The sequence below is a fragment of the Candidatus Methylomirabilota bacterium genome, assembly GCA_036002485.1.
GTDB lineage: Bacteria > Methylomirabilota > Methylomirabilia > Rokubacteriales > CSP1-6 > AR37.
This window is the reverse complement of the sequence record DASYTI010000066.1, coordinates 1-20,630: the sequence shown is the minus strand read 5'-3', so window position 1 is coordinate 20,630 and position 20,630 is coordinate 1. Positions and strand designations below refer to the sequence as shown.

Here is a 20,630-nt window from a genome sequence, read left to right as displayed (position 1 = left end):
GCGAAGACCCAGGTGCCTCCCGGGCCCGTGCAGTAGACCCGGCCTTCGACGTCCACCTTCATCCCGTCGGGCACGCCATCGGTCTCGTCCGAGGACATGTCGGCGAAGATGCGCCGGCGCATCATCTTGCCGGCAGCGTCGAGCTCGAGCACGTGGATGTACTGCGCCCAGCGCGTGTTCGCCACGTAGAGCTTGCGCTCGTCGGGCGAGAAGGCGAGGCCGTTCGGATACTCGAAGTCCGCCACGAGGCTCTGCGTCCCGTCTGGGGCGACACGATAGACCCCGGCATACGTCAGCTCACGCTCGCCGAGAGGCACCCGCAAGCCGGGATCGGTGAAGTAGATGCTCCCGTCCGACTTGCAGACCACGTCGTTGGGACGGTTGAGGCGCTTGCCCTCGAACCGATCCATGAGGACCTCGATGCGTCCGTCGGCTGCCGTGCGGGTGACGCGCCGGTTCTCCCCCTCACAGAGGATGAGCCGGCCCTGGAGGTCGAAAGTCGTGCCATTGCCCCCGCCGGTCTTGTCGCGGAGGACTTCGTGCGGGCGACCGGGGGTCAGCCGGTAGAGCACGCTGGAGCGAACGTCGACGAAGTAGTAGAAGCCGTCGGGATGCCAGAGCGGTCCTTCCGTGAACACGAAGCCCGTGGCCAGCCGCTCCGCCTCCTTCGTCTCGAGAACCGCCGAAAGCTCGTCAGCCATCTCGAAGCACTCCTTGTGTGATTTGCCCCCTGATCTACTCAGCCCTCGCCACGCGGCAGGGCCGCTCAGCTCGAATTGCGGCCCTCTCCCCTCTGGGGAGAGGGCAGGGTGAGGGGCGGCGCCCGACGGTGCTCTCGCTCACTGTTTCTTGAGTCGCACGTCCTCGAGGGGCGCCGACCACGGATAGGGATTGATCAGCATCAGGGCGGGCTCGGCCACTCGCGGGCCGATTCCACTGGGCCAGATGTACTCGTAGATCGGGCCATAGCGCACGCGCTCGTAGACGAGCCGCTGGATCTGGTGCAGCATCACCTCCCGCTTCTTGCGATCCGTCTCCAGGGCTTGCTGCTTGTAGAGCGCGTCGATGTCCGGGTAACCGCCGTAGGCGTACGCCCCGTCGCTCGGGATGATCTCGGAGATGCGCGAGGCGGCATTTCCATAGAGGGCGGTCGAGCAGACACACAGGCCCTTTGCCTTCTTCGACGAGATCAGTGCGATGTAGGCTCCGCGCTCCATGGGCCGCATCTTCAGCCGGATCCCCACCGCCTGCATGTACTGGACGATCGCCTCGCCCAGCGAGAAATACGGGGGAAGCTGATGCAGCTCGCCCGCGTCGAAGCCATTGGGGTAGCCGGCCTCGGCGAGGAGTTGCTTGGCCCTCGCCGGGTTGTACGGGTAGGGCTCGAGGGGCAAGGCGAACTCGAAGGTCCGCGGGACGTGGTTGCCCGCGGGCTTGGACGCCCCCAGCGTCTCCGCGTCGCTCAGGGCCTGACGATCGATGGCGTAGTTAGCCGCGAGCCGCACGCGCCGGTCATGCCACGGGGACTTCGGGTCCCACTGGTCGAGGAAGTCCAGGTAGAAGATGCCGATGCCGCCGGAGAAGGCCAGCTTGAGGTTGGGATCGCGCTTGACCTCTTGCGCCTGGGGGACGTCGAGGAGATAGGCGATGTCGACCTCGCCCCGCTTCAGCATGGCCATCCGCGTGGTGCTTTCCAGCACGCTCTTGTAAACGAGCCGCTTCACCGAGGGGACTTTCCGCCAGTAGTCTTCGTTGGCCTCCATCACGAGCTCGACGCCGGGGGTGTGGCTCACGAACTTGTAGGGTCCGAGCCCCACGGGCGCCTTCTTGAAGCCGTCGTCGCCCACGCGCTCGACGTATTTCTTGGGCACGACCCAGCCCGCCCCCGACACCATGGTGCCGTAGAAGGTCATGAAGTCCGGCCACGGCTCGTGCAGCACGAAGCGCACGCGAGAGGGACTGACGATCACCACCTCGCGGACCTTGTCGCGGAGGACCTTGGAGCCCTTGGCGCGATGGAAGCTGAACTTCACGTCCTCGGCGGTGAAGGGATCGCCGTTGTGGAACTTGAGACCCTCGCGCAGCTTGAACTCGTAGACCCGCTGATCAGGGCTGACCGTCCACGACTCGGCCAGGCTGGGGCTCATCAGGTTCCCGGGCATGGGCTTCACGAGGGCATCGTGAAGGGCGTAGAGCACCCAGAACGGCGTGAGCTGGCCCGACACCTCGGCCGGATCGAACCAGACCGGTGACAGCGTCACGTAGAGGGCCCAGCGCATCTCGCCTTCGGGCTTGGTCTGGGCCGCAGCGTCGGTGGCGGGCCCGCCCGCGAGCAGCGCGCACGCGAGCGTGACGGCCAGGGTGAAATCGCGTGGGCGAATCATGCCGTCGTTGCCATGGGTCGGGCCTCCGCCGAACGTCAGGGATCGGCAAACTCTACCACGAAGGGCGGACGACGGGCGAGGCGCCTACATCTTCATGAGAAGAGCTCCTTCCAGGACGCCACGCGACGGCCGTGCCAGGTCGGTCCCTCGCGGACGAATCGCCACTCGGGGTTGCGCTTGACGTCGCGGAGGGCGGCACAGACCTGGTGGAAGGTCGGCACGTCGCGATCGGCGCACTCGAAGTAAGTGAGAAAGTCGTAGGCGCCGTCCGGGGCAGGGTGCGTGTCGTTCCGATACGTGCGCCGGAGCAGGCACGCGATGCCGGCCTCCGTGGCCAGCGCGTGCCCTTCGGTGCGCATCCGCCCCTCCTCGTCATAAGTAGGCAGGAAGTACGTATGGCGCTCCATCCAGTCCTTGCGCCACCACTCGGCCGTCTTGCTCATGGGGACGAGAAACGCGTTGGGCATCGCCGTGCCCGGCTGTTGCACGACCTGGCGCTCATATGCCCATTTGTTCATGGCGGCGCCTGTATAGCTTCGCGGGCGCCTAACCCCCTGGAGGACATGCACGCGTACCGCCGGTGAAAGGAGCCGAGTCGTCTCGGCGCAGAGCTCGGCGATTGCCTCCGGCCGCTTGGAGGCGACGTGGACGACCCCGTCCGCATGGAGAATCGCGTCGTCGGCGATGTCGGCAGGGGTCGCTCCATGCCGGCGCAGGAAAGCGAAGGATTCGACGGCCGTTGTCTCGCCTGGCTCGAACTCGTTGCGCAGCCCCAGACGCTCGGCCAGGGCGTCGATGGGCGCGGCCTGCGCCTTCCGCACATCACCGTCGCCCGACCGGCGCAGACAGAGATAGGCTCCGTGACCGAGGATCTCGCTGGCGAGGAATTCGTCGCTGACCATGGGGGCACCTCCTCGTCGCCCAGACTAGGGGGCGACGGCGGAATGTGTCCAATGCATATATCTTGTCCCTCCCATCAGCTATCCTGATGGCCATGGAGATCGACCAGGTCGAGGCCTTCGTGGCCATAGTCCGGCGCGGGGGCTTCACCCGCGCGGCTGCCTCCCTTCACCTCTCCCAGCCCGCGGTCAGCCGGCGGCTCGACCTCCTCGAGCGGGAGCTGGGCCGCCCGCTCTTCGACCGGACGCGTGGCGGGGCGCGCCTGACCGAGGCCGGCCAGGCCTTCCTCCCCCACGCCGAGGCGCTCCTGGCCTCGATGCGCGATGGCGCGGAGGCCGTCCGCGGGCTCGATCGAACGGATCGAGGCGCGGTCACGGTGGCCCTCGTGGGGACACTGGCGAGCACGGCGCTGACCACGCGGCTCAAGCGGTTTCGCCGCGCCTATCCCGAGGTCAAGCTCGCGATCCGCACTGCCCTCAGCCGGGAGGTCAGCGCTCTCGTCCGGCGCGGTGACGCGGCCCTCGGGCTGCGCTACTTCGCCGATCCCGACCCGGACCTCGTCTCCGTGCCGCTCTACGGTGAAGCGCTGGTGACGGTCTGCGCGCCGACCCATCGGCTTGCCCGAGCGCAAAGGGTGACCGCGAAGATGCTCGCAGGCGAGGCCTGGGTCGGCTTTCCCGTGCGGCAGGGCTCCTCGGGCGAGTCCTATGCCGAGACGCTCGCGGAGCGTCTGGCCGCCCTCGGCCTGAGCAGCGCCGAGGTCGTGGTCATCGACAGCCTCACTGCCCAGAAGCGGCTGGTGGAGGCGGGCTTCGGCCTGGGCCTCTTGCCTTCGAGCAGCGTGGAGGAAGAGCTGCGGGCGGGCACGCTGCGGGCGCTCCCCATCGCGGCCATGCGTCTCGAGGTGCCCGTCGTCCTCGTGCATCGCCGCCGCGGACACCTGAGCGGCGCCGCTCGCGCCCTCATGGCCCTCCTCGCCGAGCGCCAGAAGGCCGGGTGACGGATCAGCGCGTCGGGCGCTTAGGCGAGCGACGGCCCCGCGGGCCGAGCGCGCGGATCACCTCGGCGGCGATCAGCTTGCCGCGCAGCTTCATGATCTGCGTGGCCGTCTCCGCCCGCGCCACGGCCGGCCAGCCGAAGTAGCCTCGCGTCTTCCGATCGATCTCTCGAAATCGACGAGCGCCTCGCTTCAGCCGGGCACGAAAGTCCACCCACGCAGGTGGCAGCTTCCGCGCCAGCGCGCGCCGCACCAGCGCGGGCCTGACCGAGAGCATCAGCGCCGTCTCGAGCTCCCCCGAGTGCCATTCCGATTCCGGTCTCGGGCTCCTGAGGAGTCGAAGCACGCGCGGGTTCGACATCGCGGCATTGGCCGCCCGGTCGGGAGCGAAGCCGGCATAGACCACGCGGAGCCTCCGTCCTCGCTCGAGGGCGCGCCGGGCCGCCGCCATCGCACGGAGGTGATCGGGGTCCGCCTGGTAGTTGACGAGTACGAATCGGCGAAAGCCGTGACGGGCGAGGGCGCGGACCACCTCCACGATCAGCCGGGTCACGAGCGGCCGCGACAGCGACACGGTTCCGCTCCACTCCTCGGCCAGTGTGCTCACGCCGTACGGGAGCGCGGGGGCGAGCACGGGCTGCCAGCCGCCGCGGCGGAGATGAGGCGCAAGGCGCCGCGCCAGCTCCTCCGCCCCGAGCCAGTCCACGAGCAGGGGTAGGTGCGGGCCGTGCTCCTCGACGGCGCCCAGGGGCAAGAGAATTACCGATCGGGGATCGCGGGCCAGCCGCGCCGCTTCGAGGTACGTGCGCTCGCCCAGCCTGATCATGCCTCGCGCGAGCGGTGACGGGTCACGGGGAGACTATACACGCCGCCCGAAGCCTTCCGACACTCTCGGGGACGTGGCGACGCGAGGAACGGGCGCGGGCCCGAGAGGATCCGTCTTCTTGCGACCGTCTCCGCCGGAGACTAGACTCCCAGGTGAACGCTCATGCCCACCGTGCTCACCCATCCGGCATTGCCCCTGGCGGTCGGTCTCGGCTTAGGACGGCAAATCATTTCGCGGAGGCTGCTGGCGGCCGGCGTGGCGACCTCGATGTTGCCCGACCTGGATGTCCTGGCCTTCCCGCTGGGCGTTCACTACGGATCGGCCTTCGGCCATCGGGGATTCACCCACTCGCTGGCGTTCGCCCTGGCCGTGGCTCTGGTCGGCGGGTGTTGTCATCGAGCGCTGCGCGCCGGATTTTCTCGCGCGTTCCTCTTCATCCTGGTCGCCACGGCCTCGCACGGGATGCTCGATGCCTTCACCAACGGGGGGCTGGGCATCGCGTTCCTGTGGCCGTTCTCAGGCGAGCGATATTTCGCCCCCTACCCGGTGATCGAAGTGTCGCCCATCGGGATCTCGCGGTTTCTTTCCTCGAGAGGCGTGTCCGTGCTGGAGTCGGAGCTCGTCTGGGTATGGGCGCCCTGCGCGGTCCTTGGCGTGGCGCTGGCCATCATCAGCGCGCGCCTCTCCAAACCTCCGCGAGCTACGGCCAGGACTCTTGGAGCCCGGTGAGGCGAATGGCGCCGGACGCGGGGAGGATCTTGCCGGGCGGCTTCTGCGGAAGCTCGGGGCCGCGCGCGTGGGCCCCGAGCAGGGAGAAGACTTCCTTGACCAGCCCCTCGTATTCCTCCACGGTGCTCCGATAGATGTCGAGCGTGGGGAGAGCGTGAAGGTCGGACGTGGTCACAAGCGCCTGGGGACGGTATCCGCGGAGGTCGATGGCCTGGAAGCAGGAGCGGTGAGGCTCGGGATTGTCCGTGACGAGAATGACGTAGAGCTCCGGCCATTGCTCGGCGACGTCGAGAAGGAAATCTCCGCCGAAGCGCTGGAGAAATTCCGGGATGTTGTATCGGTACTTGACTTCCACGGTGAGGGTGCGATTGAGCGACGTGGCGCCGCCCGTTTGCTCGACGGACTTCCAGACGAGGAAGTCGGGAAGGAACTCGCTGATTCCCGTCCGGAGCATCTGCTGGACCTGGCTCTCTCGGCCGATCCTGGACACCTTGTAGCCGGCGCGGCGGAAGATGCTCTCCACGAACGCCTCGCCGATGCGGCCCTTGAGGGATCTCAGACGATCCATGGCTTATCCTTCCCGTGGTTCATCTGGGTAGGAGAGAGGCAAGAAGTGAGCCAGCAATGGAGCGCGTGAGATCAACGAGTTGCGCAGCCTGGGAAGGTCGGCGATGGCTCAAATCTGTCAGTCGTAGTGGAGGGTTGACATTCTGCGAAAGGAGATCGACATGCCGGAGACGGAAGGCTATCGGAAGGGCAGTGAGATGCGACGGAAGCTGCTGGGCGACGCGTACGCCGACCGGATCAACAACACGACCTACAAGGACCCCGTGATGCGCAAGTTCATCGACGTGGCCACCGAGACGGTCTTCGGCGCGCTGTGGACGCGTCCGGGCCTCGACCTCAAGACGCGCACTCTCATCTGTGTCGTGTCGGACGCCGCCACGGGGCGCGAACCCGAGCTCGCCATCCATTTGCGGATGGCCCTCCGCCAGGGCTGGACGGAGGAGGAGCTGACGGAGACCCTCCTCCACATGTCCGGCTACGTGGGCGTGCCGATCATCCGCGAATGCATGCTCACGGCCTCCCGAGTGTTCAGCGAGGTCAAGACCGAGTCGAAGGCCTAGCGTCAGGCGCGGGCGAGCGCGCTCCGCTCAACGGCGGACGGCGGCCCAGCGTGCCCTCAGCTCCGCGTGATCCGCGAGATCCCGGGCAGGCGGCCGAGGAAATTGCCGGCCACGCCGCCGTCCACGACCAGGTCGTGGCCGTTGATGTAGCGCGCGTCGGGGCTCAGCAGGAAGGCGATGACGTCGGCCATGTCCTCGGGCGTGGCCACCCGCCCGAGGGGGACGAGGCCGTTGCGCTCGGCGGCGATGCCCGGGTCGGCATAGGCCTTCTCCGTCATGCCCGTGCGCACCATTCCGGGTGAGATCGTGTTGACGCGGATCCCGTCCGGGCCGAACTCCTGGGCGAGCACCTGCGCCAGCATGATGACGGCCGCCTTGCTCGGCCCATAGGGGCCCAGGTTCGCGTGCGGGTTGCTGCCAGACATGGACGCCGTGGCGACGATGGCGCCATGTGAGGCCTTGAGGGCCGGATGGGCCGCCTGGGCGAGGAGCCAGGTCGCCCGTGTATTGACCGCGAACATCCGGTCCCAGTCCTCCAGGGTGTAGCTGAGCAGCGGGCCCGGCCGGTTGATGCCGGCATTGCTCACGAGCCCATCGAGGCCGCCGAAGGCTTTCACCGCCTCGGCGACCACGCGCGCGGGCTCCTTGGCCTCACCCATGTCCGCGTGCAGCGGGAGAGCTTCCGCGCCCAGCGCCTTGAGCTCGCCGCACAGGCTATCGAGCCCGGGCGAAGGGCCGAGATCCACCGCCGCCACCTTGGCAGCCTGCCCGCTCGCTTTGCCATCGCGGGCCAGGCGAAGGCAGGTCGCCCGTCCGATTCCGCTCGCCGCTCCCGTCACCAGTACGCGCATGTGTCCTCCAAGTGTCGCTGCAGTATCCCGCAGTGTAACTCCGTTCGTTGGGGCCGCTTAGCAGGCGGCTCAAAAGGGTCCAGATGCGAGGCGGCGCCCGAAGGCCGCAGGTGAGGCGTAGTCTCTCTACGTTGAACCTGCGGTCGAGGGCGCCAACGAAGCAGATGGGCCCTTTTCAGCCGCCTGCGAGGGCAATGGGCACCCCGGCGGCATGGCGGCCTTCTTCTTCTCGATGATGGCCGCGGCGTATTTCTCGAGATAGTGCGTGATCGTCTCTACGCGGATCTTCACGGAGCCGGCAGGCTTCGTCGAGTCCAGATCCTGGAAGGAAAAGAAGAGCGTGCCCGAGCGCTCCACGATCTGCTGCACCGGCGTGTAGGTCGGCTGATCCATGCCGCACTCGTAGCTGGAGAGCCTGACCACGCAGGCCACCCACGGAATGCGCGCGGCCACCTTGGCGCCCCAGAGGATCTCGTTCGTGTTCGCGCTGTACGAGGACGGCCACACGTCGTGGATGTCGAACGGGGACTTGATGATCCCCGCGCGAAGGTCCTCCCCGAAGGCCCACTCGAGCAGGTCGGGGTCGGTGGGGAAGTACTGCGCCCAGAGCACGGGATAGCCATAGGCCTGGAGATCTCCCTCGATCTCGTGGCCGATGCCCGGGTCCATGTGGTACGGGCGCGCGAGCACGAGCAGGCAGGCTCGGTTCTCCCGCGCGCACCACTCGAGCACCTCGCGGGATTTCTTGCGCAGGCTGTTGTTGAAGGCCCGCAGGGCGAGGAAGCCTGCCTCGACGGCGCGGGCCATCTCTGACGGTGTCAATCCCGGGATGGCCTCGCGCAATCCGCCCTCGAAGAGCTGCTTGGCCACCAGCTTGGGCTCGTCGAGCGAGACGAAGGGCGTGACGTAGCGAATGCCCTGCTCGACGAAGACGTCGCGCTCCTTGATGAAGCCGCCCTTGATGTTCTCCGGCGCCGCCATGACGCGCGGGCAGGTGAGGGTGCGGGCCACGTGACCGGACAGCATGGAGGGCACCGTGTAGATCATGGGCGAGAACACGATGTCGAGCTTTTCGCGCTGGCCGAAGACCAGCTCGCCGTAGTGCCCGGCGATGCACTTGACGGGATAGCAGCAGTCCACGGTGCCGCGGCCCTTGCCGAACTGCCGCCCCTGTTCCTCGGAGGTGTCCGCCGAGAAGACGAGGTTGCGCCGGTCGATCCCCAGCGCGCCGAACAGCCCGCACCAGAACTGGTGCGTGGACCACATGTTGAGGACGCGGGGGATGCCGACCCGCAGCTTACTCCGCGCCGGCGACGACTCCGGATTCGGCCCGGCTCCGGCGGAACGCGTCCTTCCGAACCATGTCGGCAACGTTAGGATACTCACGCTTGACCTCCTCGAGCTTCGCCTTCACCACGCGCATCTCGTTGGCGTCCTCCACCAGCCCCTTGGGGCAGGAGTTGCCGCTGATGACGCGCTCCCATCCGGGAGCCAGCGGGACCTTGCTCCAGGCCCGCCCCTGCGCGCCGGGGAGCTTGACGTCGATGAAGGTGCGCGTGCAGTTGATCGGGCACCACTTGCAGACGGTCTCGGCCTTGGTCGTGCTCGTATAGGTCAGGGCCTCGATGGTGTCGAAGCCGCGGAACTTGCTCGGGGCCCCGGATCGCCGCCACTCGAGAGCGCAGAGGGCGGCCCCGATGGCGCCGGCCTCGCCGGAATACGGATGCAGGACGACGTCAGCATCGGGCACCTTGCTGCGGATGAAATCCACCTGGGCCTTGACCACCGCCTTGTTCCGATGCGTGCCGCCCTGGAGGATGAACTTGCGCCCCACCGCGCGAAGATTCTGGAGCTGGCCGGCGTAGATCCAGACATTGATGGGGAGCACGGCGGCGAGGGCGGCCATGATCTCCTCGGCCGACCAGCCCTTGCGCTGCTGGTTGACGATGTCGGACTGCAAGAACACGCCGCAGCCCATGGCGAGCGTCGGCATGGCCTTGGCCTCGAAGGCGCGCTCGGCATACTGCTCGAGGGGAACGCTGTAGCGGTCGGCCACCCCCTGGAGGAAGGCACCGTTCCCCGAGGAGCATTGCGAGTTCAAGCGGAAGTCCGCTACGGTGCCCTGGCGCAGGATCATGATCTTCACGTCGGTGCCGCCCACGTCGCAGATCACGTCGGCATCGGGGAAGAAGTGGAGGGCGGCCGTGGCGTGCGCGACGGTCTCGACCACGCCCATGTCGGCGCCCAGCACGTCCTTGAGGAGGTCCTTGCCGTAGCCGGTGAGGGCCAGCCCGCCGATGTCCTCGAAGCCGGCCTCGCGCACCTGGCGGAAGAGAGCTTGCGCATCCTCGATGGGATTGCCCTTCGAGAGCGCGTAGCAGCTGAAGAGCAGCTCCTGCTCGGTCGACAGAACCACCGCCTTGGCCGTGGTGCTGCCGAAGTCGCAGCCGACGAGAACGGGCCCGGTGACCTTGCCCTCGACGGCGGGAGTGGCGGCCGCGCGCCACGTGTCCCACTGGACGCTGAAAGAGGCGAGATCATCGCCGCCGCTGATCAGGGCGCGGCCGCCCGCCTTGGCCTTCTGCTCGTGCTGGCCCTCGTCGATCCACCAGCGGAGCTTCTCGCGGCCCTGATAGACGGCGACGCCCTCGGCCTCGTCCTTCCCGATATCCACGCAGCCGAGGCAGGCATAGTAGAGCGCCTCGGCGGGAACGATGATGAGCGAGGCGGCGTCGCGACCCTCGGGCAGCGCGATTTTACGTTCACGCCAGAGTTTCATCAGATGATGCCGCCACGCCTCCTGCAGCCCCGTGAAGAAGAGATTGGGGCCGCCGAGGAGGAGCACCTCGGGCATGGGCGTGTTGCCCTTGGTCAGGGTGGCCAGGTTCTGGTAGACGACCGCCTCGAAGAGGCTCGCGATGATCTCCTCGACGGGCACGCCGGTCTTGACGAGGGTGTTCGCGTCCGTCTCCGCGAAGATGCCGCACTTGGAGCTGACCTTGTGGAGCGAGAGCCCTTCGTAGGGCATCTGGGCCAGCCGCTCGGTGGGGATCTGGAGCTTGCGCGCCGTCTTCTCCACGAAGGTGCCCGTGCCCCCGCTGCAGGCCGACTGCATGAAGACCTGCTTGGACTTGCCCGAGCCCGTGGCGGTGAAGAAGATCGTCTTCATGTCCTCGCCGCCGATCTCCGAGACGAAGCGGACGTCGGGATGCAGCCGGTCCACGGAGGCGGCCACGGCCACGACCTCCTGGATGAGCTTGCCGCCGCAAAGGGGGGAGATGAATCCCGCGCCCGAGCCCGTGAAGAAGATACGATCGCGTCCCGCCACCACCCCCGCCTCGGTCTCCACGCGCTCGAGGAACTCGTGGACCTTCTCGGCCTGGCGCGTGTTGTGGCGCTGGTAGTCCTGCCACGTCGCTTTCCCGTCTTCCACCACGACCGCCTTCACCGTGGTGGAGCCGACATCCATTCCGATGATCTTTCCTCGGAGGGGGGCTTCGCCCCCCTTCCGAACCTCCCCCGAAGGGTTGCGCGGGCTAAGCCCGCGCTCGGAGCGGCTGATACTTCCGTTCGCGTCTTCGATCATCCCCGCCTGCCTAGCCGTTGCGCTACGTGATGGACCAGGTTGGCCGCGGTGCCCACGGCATCACCGTGGGGCACACGGTAGGTGGCGCGCTTCATCTCGGGATGCTTGTCGACATAGGCGCGTACGCCCTCCAGCGACAGCCCGGCCGCGGCGAGCGCCTCGTCGAACTCCTTCTGCGCGCGCTTCTTGGCCTCGGTCAGAATCATCTGGCAGCGGGAGAGCGCGTGGACCTCGGCGTCGCCCTTGATCTCGAGCGGGGCGTAGAGGATCTCGGGATACTTGCCGAGCACGCCGGCCATGGCGCCGATGCTCATGGTGTTGGGCATGCACGAGTACGGCGAGAGCTCGCAGATCATGTGGGCCTTCTTCCTCTGATAGGACCAGAGGGCCTTGCCCACCAGCATGTCGCCCTCGCCGCCGTCCAGCCGGCTATTGAAGTAGGGCGCGGCCAGGCGGCGCAGCTCGAACTGGTTCGGCAGCTCGTGGGGCAGATCGCCCATGGCGCGACGCAGCCGCGCGTAGTTCCAGCGGTAGATGGCCTGGGCGACGCGGCCGGCCCCGAGCTTGAGGCGCGCGCCGCGCTCGATGCCGGAGTAGTCCTCGAAGCGCTGGAGCCCGAGCCGCAGGAGATAGTCCATCCACACCGCGATGGCGGCGGGGTACACTTCCGCGCCCTCTGCCTCGAGCCAGCGATGGATGTTGTAGTTGGGATCGCCTTCCACGGTCTGCAGGTAGAACTCGCCCGTGATCTTGACCGTGGGCTTCACGCGCAGCCGGTCGACCTCGATGGCCGAGAACTTGCGATGGATCTCGCGCAGGGCCTTGGTGAAGTACGAGCTCGTGAGGTGCCAGGTGATGGAGCGCCAGGAGTCGCGGCGCGGGCGGTTGCGGAACATCTCGTAGAGATATTCCACGCTCTCCTTGACCACGGCGTCGGTCTGACCGGGCCCGACCTCGTACGGGCGCACCTGGTATTCCAGGTCCTGCACGAGGTCGGTGCAGAAGATGCCCCACAGGCAGCCCAGCGTCATGGGCAGGTTGAGGTCGAGCCCGTCGCCCATGGCCGCCTTCTGGTCGAGCTGGTCCTGGGCGAGCAGGAACATGCGGAAGGCGCCCAGGCCGGAGTTGCGGAGGCCCAGCTCGTAGCTCTGGTGATACTGGCCGAAGCGGCAGGCCCCGCAGGAGCCGGCCGTGAGGTAGACGTATTTCTTGGTCACTTCCTCCGCGCCGAGCTCGTCCGACTTCTTCTTGATGAAGTTGACGAGGTTGCCCGTGGTGAAGCTCGTGGGGCAGCACTGGCCGATGTCCGCGACCTCGCGGCCGGTGAGGAGGTCCTCCTTGGTGGCCACGGGAAGAACCTCGGCCTTGTTGCCGCCGTTCTCGAGCACGGCCTGGATGACTCGCTCGACCCTCCAGTGGAGGCCTCCGAAGACGACGGTGACGGAGTCGCGCTCCGCGCGGGTGAACGGCTTGGGGCTGTAGGCGCGATAGTGCTCAGTGGTAGCCGTGGCCATGGTGTCCTCCATGCGGTGTTCCCAGCCGCGGGCCGGGCTGTGTTCCCGAGACGCCGGGGCGATCCGTGATGTGCGTATCCATCCACGCCTCGAGGAGCTTGACCGAGGCGAATCCCGGCAGACGCCGGATGGTGTCGTCGACCTTGCGCGCCGCCATGCGTCCGTCCGGGCCGCTGAAGAGATAGCGAGCCATGAAGCCCAGCTCCTCCTGGGGCTGCACGCCGCTGCCCACGGGCGCCCAGAAGCGATCCACCAGTAGGCGGGCGGTCCTCGCGACGATGGGCCGCTGGAGCCGGATCTCCGCCTGGCGATAGTAGAAGAAGAAGTGGCGCGACTCGTCGATGATGATGCGCTCGAGGAGATCCGTGAGCACGGGGTGCCGCGCTATCGCCACCAGACGCCGGTAGCCGGTCAGCGTGGTCAGCTCGTTGATGGCGCCCCAGGTCATGTGCACCGCGCAGAAGTCCGGCCAGGCCTTGGAGACCATGGCGGTGGCCGCCGCCTCGATCCGCTGGGAGAGCGGTTCCCGCCCATGGGGGCGGGCGCGGGGCTCTAGCGGGTAGCCGGCCGCCTCCAGGAACCGGGCCAGGGCGATGCCGTGGAAGGTCTCCTCGTAGACCCAGCAGGCGAGGAACGTCGCGACCTCCGGCTCGTCGAGGGCGCGGGTGGCCAGGAGGGAGCGCAAGTAGATGATGGTGTGGCTCTCGATGTCCTGCATGTAGCGCAGGGTGCGCACGGTCTCCGCCGACAGAGGATGGCGCGGGACCTCGTTCCAGGCAATGGCCGACAGGTCGACGGCCCGGGAGCGTGCCACGTAGGCCTCGAGGTCGAAGGCCGGCGTCGAGCGCGCGGGAGGGATTGCCCCGTGGGGCTCACCCGTCTGCTCGATGCCAAGGGAAGGGCTGGAGGTCGCCATGACGTCACCCCTGACTACGTCTGGTCCCGGCCGGGCGGATTAGCATGTCGGGCTCCCCAGCCGCTTCCTCAGCTGGTATTGCTTGTGCGGCGCGGAAGGGAAGTCTTCGAGGGTACCGATGATCTCGTAGCCCAGCTTCTGGTAGAAGAGAGGCGCCTGAAAGCTAAAGGTGTCGAGGTAGAGTCGGTCGCAGCCGCGGGACGCGGCCTCCCTCTCCGCCGCCTGGAGCAGGCTCGTGCCGTAGCCCTTGCCTCTCAGTTCGTGGCGCACCCACAGGTTCTCGATCTTGCCGCAGCCACTCCAGGTCCAGCCGTGGAGTCCCGCCGCGATATCCCCGTTCTCGTCGCGCACGAAGATGCACAGCCACTTGCCGTCCGGGGAGCCGGTCTGCTCGACGTTGTATTCGTAGAGCTTGTCCTGGAGAAATCGGATATCAGCGGGGGCGGGCTCGGCTTCGACCAGCAGGGTCGCCATCTTCTGACCTCGCTCGGGACGGTTCGGGAGAATCACGGCATTCGGCGGGATGGTAGTCGAAGAAACAGCCGGCTTCAAGCCGGGCTAAGGGCCCCCCCAGCCCGCCCCCCCAGAGGGGAGCGGGTCAGCTTAAAAACCAACCCTCTCCCTTGAGGGAGAGGGCGGGGTGAGGGTGCTTCGAAACTAGACGCGGGGCTTGCGGCGGGCGACCCCGGTCTTCACGGCGGCGTCGGCCACGGCCTGGGAGACGGCCTGGACGACGCGCGGGTCGAACATGGAGGGCGTGATGTACTCCTCGCTGAGCTCGCCGGGGGCCACGATATTGGCCAGGGCATAGGCGGCGGCCAGCTTCATCTCGTCGTTCACCCGGCTTGCGCGCACATCCAGCATGCCGCGGAAGAAGCCGGGGAAGCAGCAGGAGTTGTTGATCTGGTTCGCGTAGTCCGACCGCCCCGTGGCCATGACGCGCACGTGGGCTCCGGCCTCCTCGGGCTGGATCTCGGGGTTCGGGTTCGCCATGGCGAAGACGATGGGATCGCGGTTCATCTTCTGGATGTCCTTGAGCGACACCACGCCGGGCCCCGAGAGCCCGATGAAGACGTCGGCGCCGACCAGGGCATCCCCCGCCGAGCCCTTGAGGCCCTTGGCATTGGTGTGCTCGGCGAACCACTCCTTCATCGAGTTCATGTTCTCGGTGCGGCCCTTGTAGATCGTCCCCGCGCGGTCGCAGCCGACGATGTGCTTGGCCCCGGCCTTCATGAGGAGCTTGGCGGTGGCGATGCCGGAGGCGCCCGCGCCCGTGAACACGATGGTCACGTCCTCCAGCTTCTTTTTGACGACCTTGAGCGCATTCGTGAGCGCGGCCAGCACGACCACGGCCGTGCCGTGCTGGTCGTCGTGGAAGACCGGGATGTCCAGGTCTTTCTGGAGCCGCTCCTCGATCTCGAAGCAGCGCGGCGCCGAGATGTCCTCGAGGTTGATCCCCCCGAAGACGGGCGCGATGGCCTTCACGATGGTCACGATCTCGTCCACGTTCTTGGTATTGAGGCAGATCGGGAAGGCGTCGACGCCCGCGAAGTTCTTGAAGATGAGGGCCTTGCCCTCCATGACCGGCTGGGCGCCGCTGGGGCCGATATCGCCCAATCCCAGCACGGCCGAGCCGTCGGTGACGACGGCCACGGTATTGCCCTTGATGGTGAGGGTGTAGGCCTTTTCCGGATCGTGATGTATGGCCATGCACACGCGGGCCACGCCCGGCGTATAGGCCATGGAGAGATCGTCGCGGGTCTTGACGGAGACCTTACCGTTGACCTCGATCTTGCCGCCGAGATGCATGAGGAAGGTGCGGTCCGAGACGTTCTTCACGGTGACGCCGCTCAGGGCCTTCACGGCAGCCGTGATCCGCTGCCCATGCCCTTCGTCGCTGGCATTGCAGCTGATGTCACGCGTGATGAACTGGGTGCCGGCCTCGACCAGGTCGATGGCGCCGATATCCCCGCCCGCCTCGCCGATCGCCGAGGTGACCTTGCCCAGCATGCCCGGCTTGTTGGCGATCTGGACGCGCATGGTCAAGCTATAGCTGGCACTGGGGGCATTGCCCATGGAAAGCCTCCGGGGCGGGGGCGACCCGCCTACCACTCAGTCGTGAGCGCTCAAGTCCGCCCAGCCGGATTTCCCATCAGGGTGCCGTAGCAGGACTTTCGGGCTGGGGATGCTGAGCATAGACGACATACCGCGCTCCTGCAAGACGCGAGGCGCCAGAGCCTCAATCGTGTCAACTGCTTCGGGTGGAGGCCGGGGGGCGTCTTGATGTAGGCTGTGAGGCCATGATCATGACCTCATCGGTTCGTGGAGCCGTGCTGGGCGGCATTGTCGCCGCGCTGGTTGTCGCGGCCCCTGCTCCCGCCCGGGCGGCTGATGCCCTGGTCGCCGTGGGTGACGAGCTGGCCGTGGGCAAGAACCGGACGGGCGAGACCTGCCGGCTCAGGCTCGTGCAGACCACCACGGACTTCGGCGGCTACACGCGCTACAGCCTCTTGTGCGAGGGCTGGACCCAGCCCAGCGGCGAAATCCGCCGGTTCGGCATCAGGAAGGACTTCAAGGTGGACAAGCTCCTCACCGACAGCCTGTGGGAGAAGAGCTTTGCCACGCGCCTGGGCGACTGCGGGGCGGTGGAACCGACCACGGCCAGCTCCGGCCTGGCCGCAGCGCTACGCGAGTGCCGTCGACTGGACGGTGATTTCCGCGCCGCGGTCGTGGGTGTCGTCGCCGGCCAGCGTGTCTATGGCCTCGAAACCTTCCCGACCAACCTGCCTCTGCTCGAAGCCGCCGTCGAAGTGCTCGAGGGCAAGCGCGCGCCCGCGGATGCCGGCAAGGCCTCGGGCTCGTTGTCGGCGGCCATCCGGCGCGCGGAAACCATGGTGGATGCCAGCGGCAAGCTCACGGGGATCCGGGACGTCGGTGCCTACGCCCTCCTGTACCGCGTGGGCACGCTTCGTCACTACGCGGGGGACTATGCAGGCTCGGAAGCCGCTTTCCGCCAGATATTGGAGATCGAGGAACGGGTGAATGGCCCCGCCCGGCCCGCTTCGGGACGGACGATCGCGTGGATCGCGCAGAACGTGGGCTTCCAGAATCGCTTCGAGGAAGCCGAGCAGCTCTTCAACCGCGCCGAGCCTCTGGTGGCGAAGTCCGCGGCGTGGTCGGATCGGCCGTTCTACCTGGCCTATCGAAGCTCCGTGGAGCGATATCGCGGACGCTACGAGATCGCCCTGCCGCTGGCCGAGGAAGCCGTCCGGTTGCGCGACCAGCGCCGGGAAGTGGAAGCGTCCTCGGGCTACGCCGCCGGGCTCGCGCATGCCCTCATGCAGCTGGGCCGGGCGCAGTTCTATCTCAAGCGGCTGGACGAGGCGGACCGCAACATCACGCGCGCTATCTCTCTCCTCGACAGGCCGGGGCCGGATTTCGAATTCCGTGTCTGGTACACCGGCGAATTGCAGCTGTGGCTAGGCCTGGTCCACAAGGAGCAGAAGCAGTATGCCGATGCCCGCAAACAAATGGAGCTGGCCCTGGCCAGACGGCGGCTGCTCTTCGGCGACTCGGTCACGATAGCGGATGCCTATCGCGAGCTCGGCCGCCTCTCGCTGACCGAAGGCAACCGCGCCGGCGCCCTGGACGCCTTCCGCAAGGAAGCCGCGATCCGCACGACCGATCGGGTGGCCCAGGATCGCTCGCGGCCAAATACCTTCGCGGAGTACCTGGATGTGCTCCTCGAAGCGGCCGTCGCCACGCCGGGTGAGCGAGACGCGCTGTTGGCCGAGGCCTTCGCCGCCTCGCAGATTCCGCGCGAGGGCGATACGGCGCGGGCCATCACGAACATGGCGGCCCGGCTCGACACAGCTGATCCCGCGCTCCGAGCCGCGGCGCGTGACTACCAGGAAGCGCTCCGCAAGCGGGACACGGCACGCCGCGAGCTGGCCCTCCTGACGCTGCAGCCGCCCGACAAGCGAGAGCCCGTGCGCGAGGAGCAGCTGAAGCACGAGCTCCAGGCCGCGGAGGGCGACGTGGCTCGCCTGGAGGGCAAGCTCCAGGCCGACTTCCCGCGCTACGCGGGGCTGGTGACCACGCGGCCCCTGAAGGCCAAGGACGTCGCCGCCCTGCTGAAGCCGGGCGAGGCGCTGATGTCTCTTCTCGCCACCCGCAATACCACCTACGTGTTCCTGATCCGGGACGGCAAAGTACATGCACACCGCGCGGCGGTGACATACGCGAACCTCGACAAGGCCGTGCGCGATCTTCGCAAGGGGCTCGATCTGGCCGATGGCCAGCTACGCGCCTTCGACGTGGCCGCGGCCCACAAGCTCTATGTCGATCTGATTGCTCCGGTGGCCGTCCCGCTCAAGGACGCCACACATCTCATCGTCGTGCCCACGGGCCCGATGCTGAGCTTGCCCCCGGGCCTGCTCGTGACGCAGCCCACGCCGGCGCCCGCGGGCCCCGCCGAGAAGGCCGACTATCGCCAGGTGCCGTGGCTGGGCAAGCAGGTGGCCATCAGCGTGCTGCCTGCCATGAGCTCGCTCAAGAGCCTCCGCGCGGTGGCCGGCCGCTCCAAGGCGCCACAGCCCTTCATCGGCTTCGGCGATCCCGCCTTCGCGGGCGCCCCCGGCGACACGCGCAGCATGGCCACGCTGGCCTCGCTCTGTCGCGATGGCGCGGCCGTGGACAGCGAGCTCGTGCGTAATCTCCCGCGGCTGCGCGACACGGCGGGAGAGATCCGCCAGATCGCCAAGACCCTCAAGGCGCCGGAGACGGACGTGATCCTCGGCGCCCAGGCCACGGAGGCCAAGGTGCGCGGCACGGATCTCTCCCGCTACCGCGTGGTCGCTTTCGCCACGCATGGCCTCTTGCCCGGCGAGCTCAAGTGCAAGAGCGAGCCCGCGCTGGCCCTGACGCCGCCCGCCAAAAGCACCGCCGACGAGGACGGGCTCCTCGACGCGGGCGAGATCGCCCAGCTCAAGCTCGATGCCGACTGGGTGATCCTCTCGGCCTGCAATACGGCGGCGCCGGACGGCAAGCTGGGCGGGCAGAGCTTCTCAGGGCTGGCGCGGGCTTTCTTCTATGCGGGGGCGCGCGGGCTCCTGGTCTCGCACTGGGGCGTGGCCTCCCGGCCCACCGCCCTTCTGACCACGAGTCTCTTCGAGGCCTACAGCCGAGACCAGTCGCTCGGGCGCGCGGCGGCCTTGCGCTCGGCGCAGCTCCAGCTCCTGGGCGACCCCGCCATGTCGCACCCGGCCTTGTGGGCGCCCTTCGTCCTCGTGGGCGACGGCGGCACGCCCTAGGGATCGGTCCAAGTCATTCCCATGCCCTCGCGAGCAGGGATGTTCCGCTTCGAGCGCCGGCTTCGCCGGCGCCGTTCTCAGATTGCTCGCCTCGGACGGCAGGGCCCCAGCCCCGCGACGTCCTGCGGCTCGCACGGCGTCGGGGGGAGGCTTCGGAAGGGGGGCGGAGCCCCCCTCCGAGCTACCTAGGGGTCTGATGGAGGGCGTGGTCGCCTCTGTCGCGTACGCCGACGGCAAGCGTGTCGGCGACGTCGCCATTCCGGACATCAGCGAGGTCCTCAAGAAGCCGGACCACTTCGTCTGGATCGGCCTCCACGATCCCTCTCCGGAGCTGCTCAAGCAGATCCAGGAGGAGTTCGGGCTCCACGAGCTGGCCATCGAGGACGCCCAGGCCGCCCACCAGCGGCCCAAGCTCGAGCAGTACGGCGACTCCATCTTCGTCGTGCTGCGCCCGGCCATCCTGGCCCCCGGTCAAGAGCAGGTCGAGCTCGGCGAGACGCACATCTTCGTGGGAGCCCGCTATATCGTGTCCATCCGCCACGGCGCCACCCCATCCTACGCCGGCGTCCGGACCCGGTGCGAGAGCACGCCGGCGCTTCTCGGCAAGGGGCCGGGCTTCGTGCTGTACGCCATCATGGATTTCGTGGTGGACCAGTACTTCCCGGTCATCGACGCCCTGGGAGACCAGCTCGAGCGCCTCGAGGACGAGATCTTCAGCGATGACTTCGACCGGAACACCGTCCAGCGCATCTATGATCTCAAGCGCAACCTGGTCGAGGTGAAGCGGGCCGTGTCGCCCCTCGTGGACGTGTGCAACCGCCTCATGCGCTTCGATCTCCCCCTGATTCCCGAGGACACGCGCCCCTACTTCCGCGATGTCTACGACCACGCCATCCGGATCAACGAGAACGTGGACACGATGCGCGAGCTGCTCACGGGCGCCCTCGAGGCCCACCTCTCGCTGACCGCGGTGACGCAGAACGACGCCATGAAGAAGCTGGCGGGCTGGGCCGCCGTCATCGCGGTACCCACCATGGTGGCCGGCATCTACGGGATGAACTTCAAGTTCATGCCGGAGCTCGAGTGGCGATATGGCTATCCCGCGGTCATGGTGGTCATGGTCGGGGCCTGCGGGTATCTCTACTATCGCTTCAAGCGCTCCGGCTGGCTCTGACACCGTGGGGTCAACCGAGTCAGAAGTAAGGATGCGATCTGAGATAGAGTAGTCGACCCATGCCAGCTGCGGATGAGCGGAAGCCCGTCACCGTCCTCTTCGCCGACCTGGCCGGATCGACCGACCTGGCGACTCAACACGACCCTGAACACCTGCGCGCCCTGCTGTCGGCCTTCTTCGACGAGATGCGGCAGCAGATCGAGGCTTTTGGCGGCACCGTGGAGAAGTACGCCGGCGACGCCATCATGGCCGTCTTCGGCGTCCCCCGTGTCAACGAGGACGATGCCGAGCGTGCCGTCCGCGCCGCCGTGGCC

18 protein-coding genes are annotated in these 20,630 nt (G+C 67.6%); 6 read left to right on the top strand and 12 right to left on the bottom strand.

Translation table 11 applies throughout. The features are described from left to right. The 3 genes from VGT00_07155 to VGT00_07145 form a co-directional block, all read right to left on the bottom strand. Positions 1 to 701 (bottom strand): SMP-30/gluconolactonase/LRE family protein (locus VGT00_07155; GenBank protein ID HEV8531174.1); only part of this gene is annotated, 701 nt, incomplete at its 3' end. A gap of 138 nt (positions 702 to 839) precedes the next feature. Continuing rightward, a complete protein-coding gene (locus tag VGT00_07150; GenBank protein HEV8531173.1) occupies positions 840 to 2,384 on the bottom strand; it encodes an ABC transporter substrate-binding protein in 1,545 nt (514 codons plus the stop codon). A 92-nt stretch (positions 2,385 to 2,476) separates the two neighbouring features. Next, complete coding sequence (locus tag VGT00_07145; GenBank protein HEV8531172.1) at positions 2,477 to 3,286, bottom strand: hypothetical protein; 810 nt, start codon at positions 3,284 to 3,286, stop codon at positions 2,477 to 2,479. 86 nt (positions 3,287 to 3,372) lie between these two features. Here VGT00_07145 and VGT00_07140 point away from each other — a divergent pair, with 86 nt between their 5' ends. Then, a complete protein-coding gene (locus tag VGT00_07140; GenBank protein ID HEV8531171.1) occupies positions 3,373 to 4,284 on the top strand; it encodes a LysR family transcriptional regulator in 912 nt (303 codons plus the stop codon). Positions 4,285 to 4,288: 4 nt separating this feature from the next. Here the strand turns inward: VGT00_07140 and VGT00_07135 are convergent, their stop codons facing one another. Beyond that, positions 4,289 to 5,107 (bottom strand): creatininase family protein, encoded by an 819-nt coding sequence (locus VGT00_07135; protein ID HEV8531170.1) that lies wholly within the window; start codon positions 5,105 to 5,107, stop codon positions 4,289 to 4,291. 162 nt (positions 5,108 to 5,269) lie between these two features. Here VGT00_07135 and VGT00_07130 point away from each other — a divergent pair, with 162 nt between their 5' ends. Then, positions 5,270 to 5,836, top strand: coding sequence for a metal-dependent hydrolase (locus VGT00_07130; GenBank protein HEV8531169.1), 567 nt, complete (start codon positions 5,270 to 5,272; stop codon positions 5,834 to 5,836). Here the strand turns inward: VGT00_07130 and VGT00_07125 are convergent. Further along, positions 5,808 to 6,404: a hypothetical protein gene (locus VGT00_07125; protein HEV8531168.1), complete on the bottom strand. Its 597-nt coding sequence runs from the start codon at positions 6,402 to 6,404 to the stop codon at positions 5,808 to 5,810. The two genes, VGT00_07130 and VGT00_07125, sit on opposite strands and share 29 nt — an antisense overlap. A 160-nt stretch (positions 6,405 to 6,564) precedes the next feature. Between VGT00_07125 and VGT00_07120 the strand changes: the two genes are divergently transcribed. Continuing rightward, the gene (locus tag VGT00_07120; protein ID HEV8531167.1) at positions 6,565 to 6,963 is read left to right on the top strand and encodes a carboxymuconolactone decarboxylase family protein; all 399 of its coding nucleotides are present in this window, start codon (positions 6,565 to 6,567) and stop codon (positions 6,961 to 6,963) included. A 56-nt stretch (positions 6,964 to 7,019) separates the two neighbouring features. Here the strand turns inward: VGT00_07120 and VGT00_07115 are convergent, their stop codons facing one another. From VGT00_07115 to VGT00_07085, 7 genes are all read right to left on the bottom strand, one after another. Beyond that, on the bottom strand, positions 7,020 to 7,814 hold the full coding sequence (locus tag VGT00_07115) for an SDR family oxidoreductase (GenBank protein HEV8531166.1): 795 nt from the start codon (positions 7,812 to 7,814) through the stop codon (positions 7,020 to 7,022). Positions 7,815 to 7,940: 126 nt separating this feature from the next. Next, entirely contained in the window at positions 7,941 to 9,098 is a 1,158-nt protein-coding gene (locus tag VGT00_07110; GenBank protein ID HEV8531165.1) for an acyl-CoA dehydratase activase-related protein, read from the bottom strand. 13 nt (positions 9,099 to 9,111) lie between these two features. Continuing rightward, positions 9,112 to 11,283, bottom strand: a complete 2,172-nt coding sequence (locus VGT00_07105) for a BadF/BadG/BcrA/BcrD ATPase family protein (GenBank protein HEV8531164.1) — start codon at positions 11,281 to 11,283, stop codon at positions 9,112 to 9,114. 113 nt (positions 11,284 to 11,396) lie between these two features. Next, a complete protein-coding gene (locus VGT00_07100) occupies positions 11,397 to 12,914 on the bottom strand; it encodes a hypothetical protein (protein ID HEV8531163.1) in 1,518 nt (505 codons plus the stop codon). Beyond that, a complete protein-coding gene (locus tag VGT00_07095; GenBank protein HEV8531162.1) occupies positions 12,895 to 13,830 on the bottom strand; it encodes a ferritin-like domain-containing protein in 936 nt (311 codons plus the stop codon). Before VGT00_07095 ends, VGT00_07100 begins: the two co-directional genes overlap by 20 nt. 39 nt (positions 13,831 to 13,869) lie before the next feature. After that, positions 13,870 to 14,304 (bottom strand): GNAT family N-acetyltransferase, encoded by a 435-nt coding sequence (locus VGT00_07090; GenBank protein ID HEV8531161.1) that lies wholly within the window; start codon positions 14,302 to 14,304, stop codon positions 13,870 to 13,872. Between the two features lie 183 nt (positions 14,305 to 14,487). Further along, positions 14,488 to 15,870, bottom strand: coding sequence for a malic enzyme-like NAD(P)-binding protein (locus VGT00_07085; GenBank protein HEV8531160.1), 1,383 nt, complete (start codon positions 15,868 to 15,870; stop codon positions 14,488 to 14,490). A 266-nt stretch (positions 15,871 to 16,136) separates the two neighbouring features. On the opposite strand from VGT00_07085, the gene VGT00_07080 reads away from it, so the two are divergent. The 3 genes from VGT00_07080 to VGT00_07070 all read left to right on the top strand — a co-directional run. Further along, positions 16,137 to 19,142 carry a CHAT domain-containing tetratricopeptide repeat protein gene (locus VGT00_07080; protein ID HEV8531159.1) on the top strand — a complete coding sequence of 1,002 codons (3,006 nt, stop codon included), beginning with the start codon at positions 16,137 to 16,139 and terminating at the stop codon, positions 19,140 to 19,142. Between the two features lie 196 nt (positions 19,143 to 19,338). Beyond that, entirely contained in the window at positions 19,339 to 20,316 is a 978-nt protein-coding gene (corA, locus tag VGT00_07075; GenBank protein HEV8531158.1) for a magnesium/cobalt transporter CorA, read from the top strand. A gap of 59 nt (positions 20,317 to 20,375) precedes the next feature. Next, the coding region (locus tag VGT00_07070; protein ID HEV8531157.1) for an adenylate/guanylate cyclase domain-containing protein at positions 20,376 to 20,630 on the top strand (255 nt) is incomplete at its 3' end.

Excerpts from the sequence above, each read along its gene's own strand:
- VGT00_07130 (HEV8531169.1), top strand. The coding sequence starts at position 5,270 with ATGCCCACCGTGCTCACCCATCCGGCATTGCCCCTGGCGGTCGGTCTC.
- VGT00_07085 (HEV8531160.1), bottom strand. The coding sequence starts at position 15,870 with ATGCGCGTCCAGATCGCCAACAAGCCGGGCATGCTGGGCAAGGTCACC.
- VGT00_07145 (HEV8531172.1), bottom strand. The coding sequence starts at position 3,286 with ATGGTCAGCGACGAATTCCTCGCCAGCGAGATCCTCGGTCACGGAGCC.
- VGT00_07140 (HEV8531171.1), top strand. The coding sequence starts at position 3,373 with ATGGCCATGGAGATCGACCAGGTCGAGGCCTTCGTGGCCATAGTCCGG.
- VGT00_07100 (HEV8531163.1), bottom strand. The coding sequence starts at position 12,914 with ATGGCCACGGCTACCACTGAGCACTATCGCGCCTACAGCCCCAAGCCG.
- VGT00_07080 (HEV8531159.1), top strand. The coding sequence starts at position 16,137 with ATGACCTCATCGGTTCGTGGAGCCGTGCTGGGCGGCATTGTCGCCGCG.
- VGT00_07135 (HEV8531170.1), bottom strand. The coding sequence starts at position 5,107 with ATGATCAGGCTGGGCGAGCGCACGTACCTCGAAGCGGCGCGGCTGGCC.
- VGT00_07090 (HEV8531161.1), bottom strand. The coding sequence starts at position 14,304 with ATGGCGACCCTGCTGGTCGAAGCCGAGCCCGCCCCCGCTGATATCCGA.
- VGT00_07095 (HEV8531162.1), bottom strand. The coding sequence starts at position 13,830 with ATGGCGACCTCCAGCCCTTCCCTTGGCATCGAGCAGACGGGTGAGCCC.
- VGT00_07125 (HEV8531168.1), bottom strand. The coding sequence starts at position 6,404 with ATGGATCGTCTGAGATCCCTCAAGGGCCGCATCGGCGAGGCGTTCGTG.
- VGT00_07105 (HEV8531164.1), bottom strand. The coding sequence starts at position 11,283 with ATGGATGTCGGCTCCACCACGGTGAAGGCGGTCGTGGTGGAAGACGGG.
- VGT00_07115 (HEV8531166.1), bottom strand. The coding sequence starts at position 7,814 with ATGCGCGTACTGGTGACGGGAGCGGCGAGCGGAATCGGACGGGCGACC.
- VGT00_07120 (HEV8531167.1), top strand. The coding sequence starts at position 6,565 with ATGCCGGAGACGGAAGGCTATCGGAAGGGCAGTGAGATGCGACGGAAG.
- corA (HEV8531158.1), top strand. The coding sequence starts at position 19,339 with ATGGAGGGCGTGGTCGCCTCTGTCGCGTACGCCGACGGCAAGCGTGTC.
- VGT00_07150 (HEV8531173.1), bottom strand. The coding sequence starts at position 2,384 with ATGATTCGCCCACGCGATTTCACCCTGGCCGTCACGCTCGCGTGCGCG.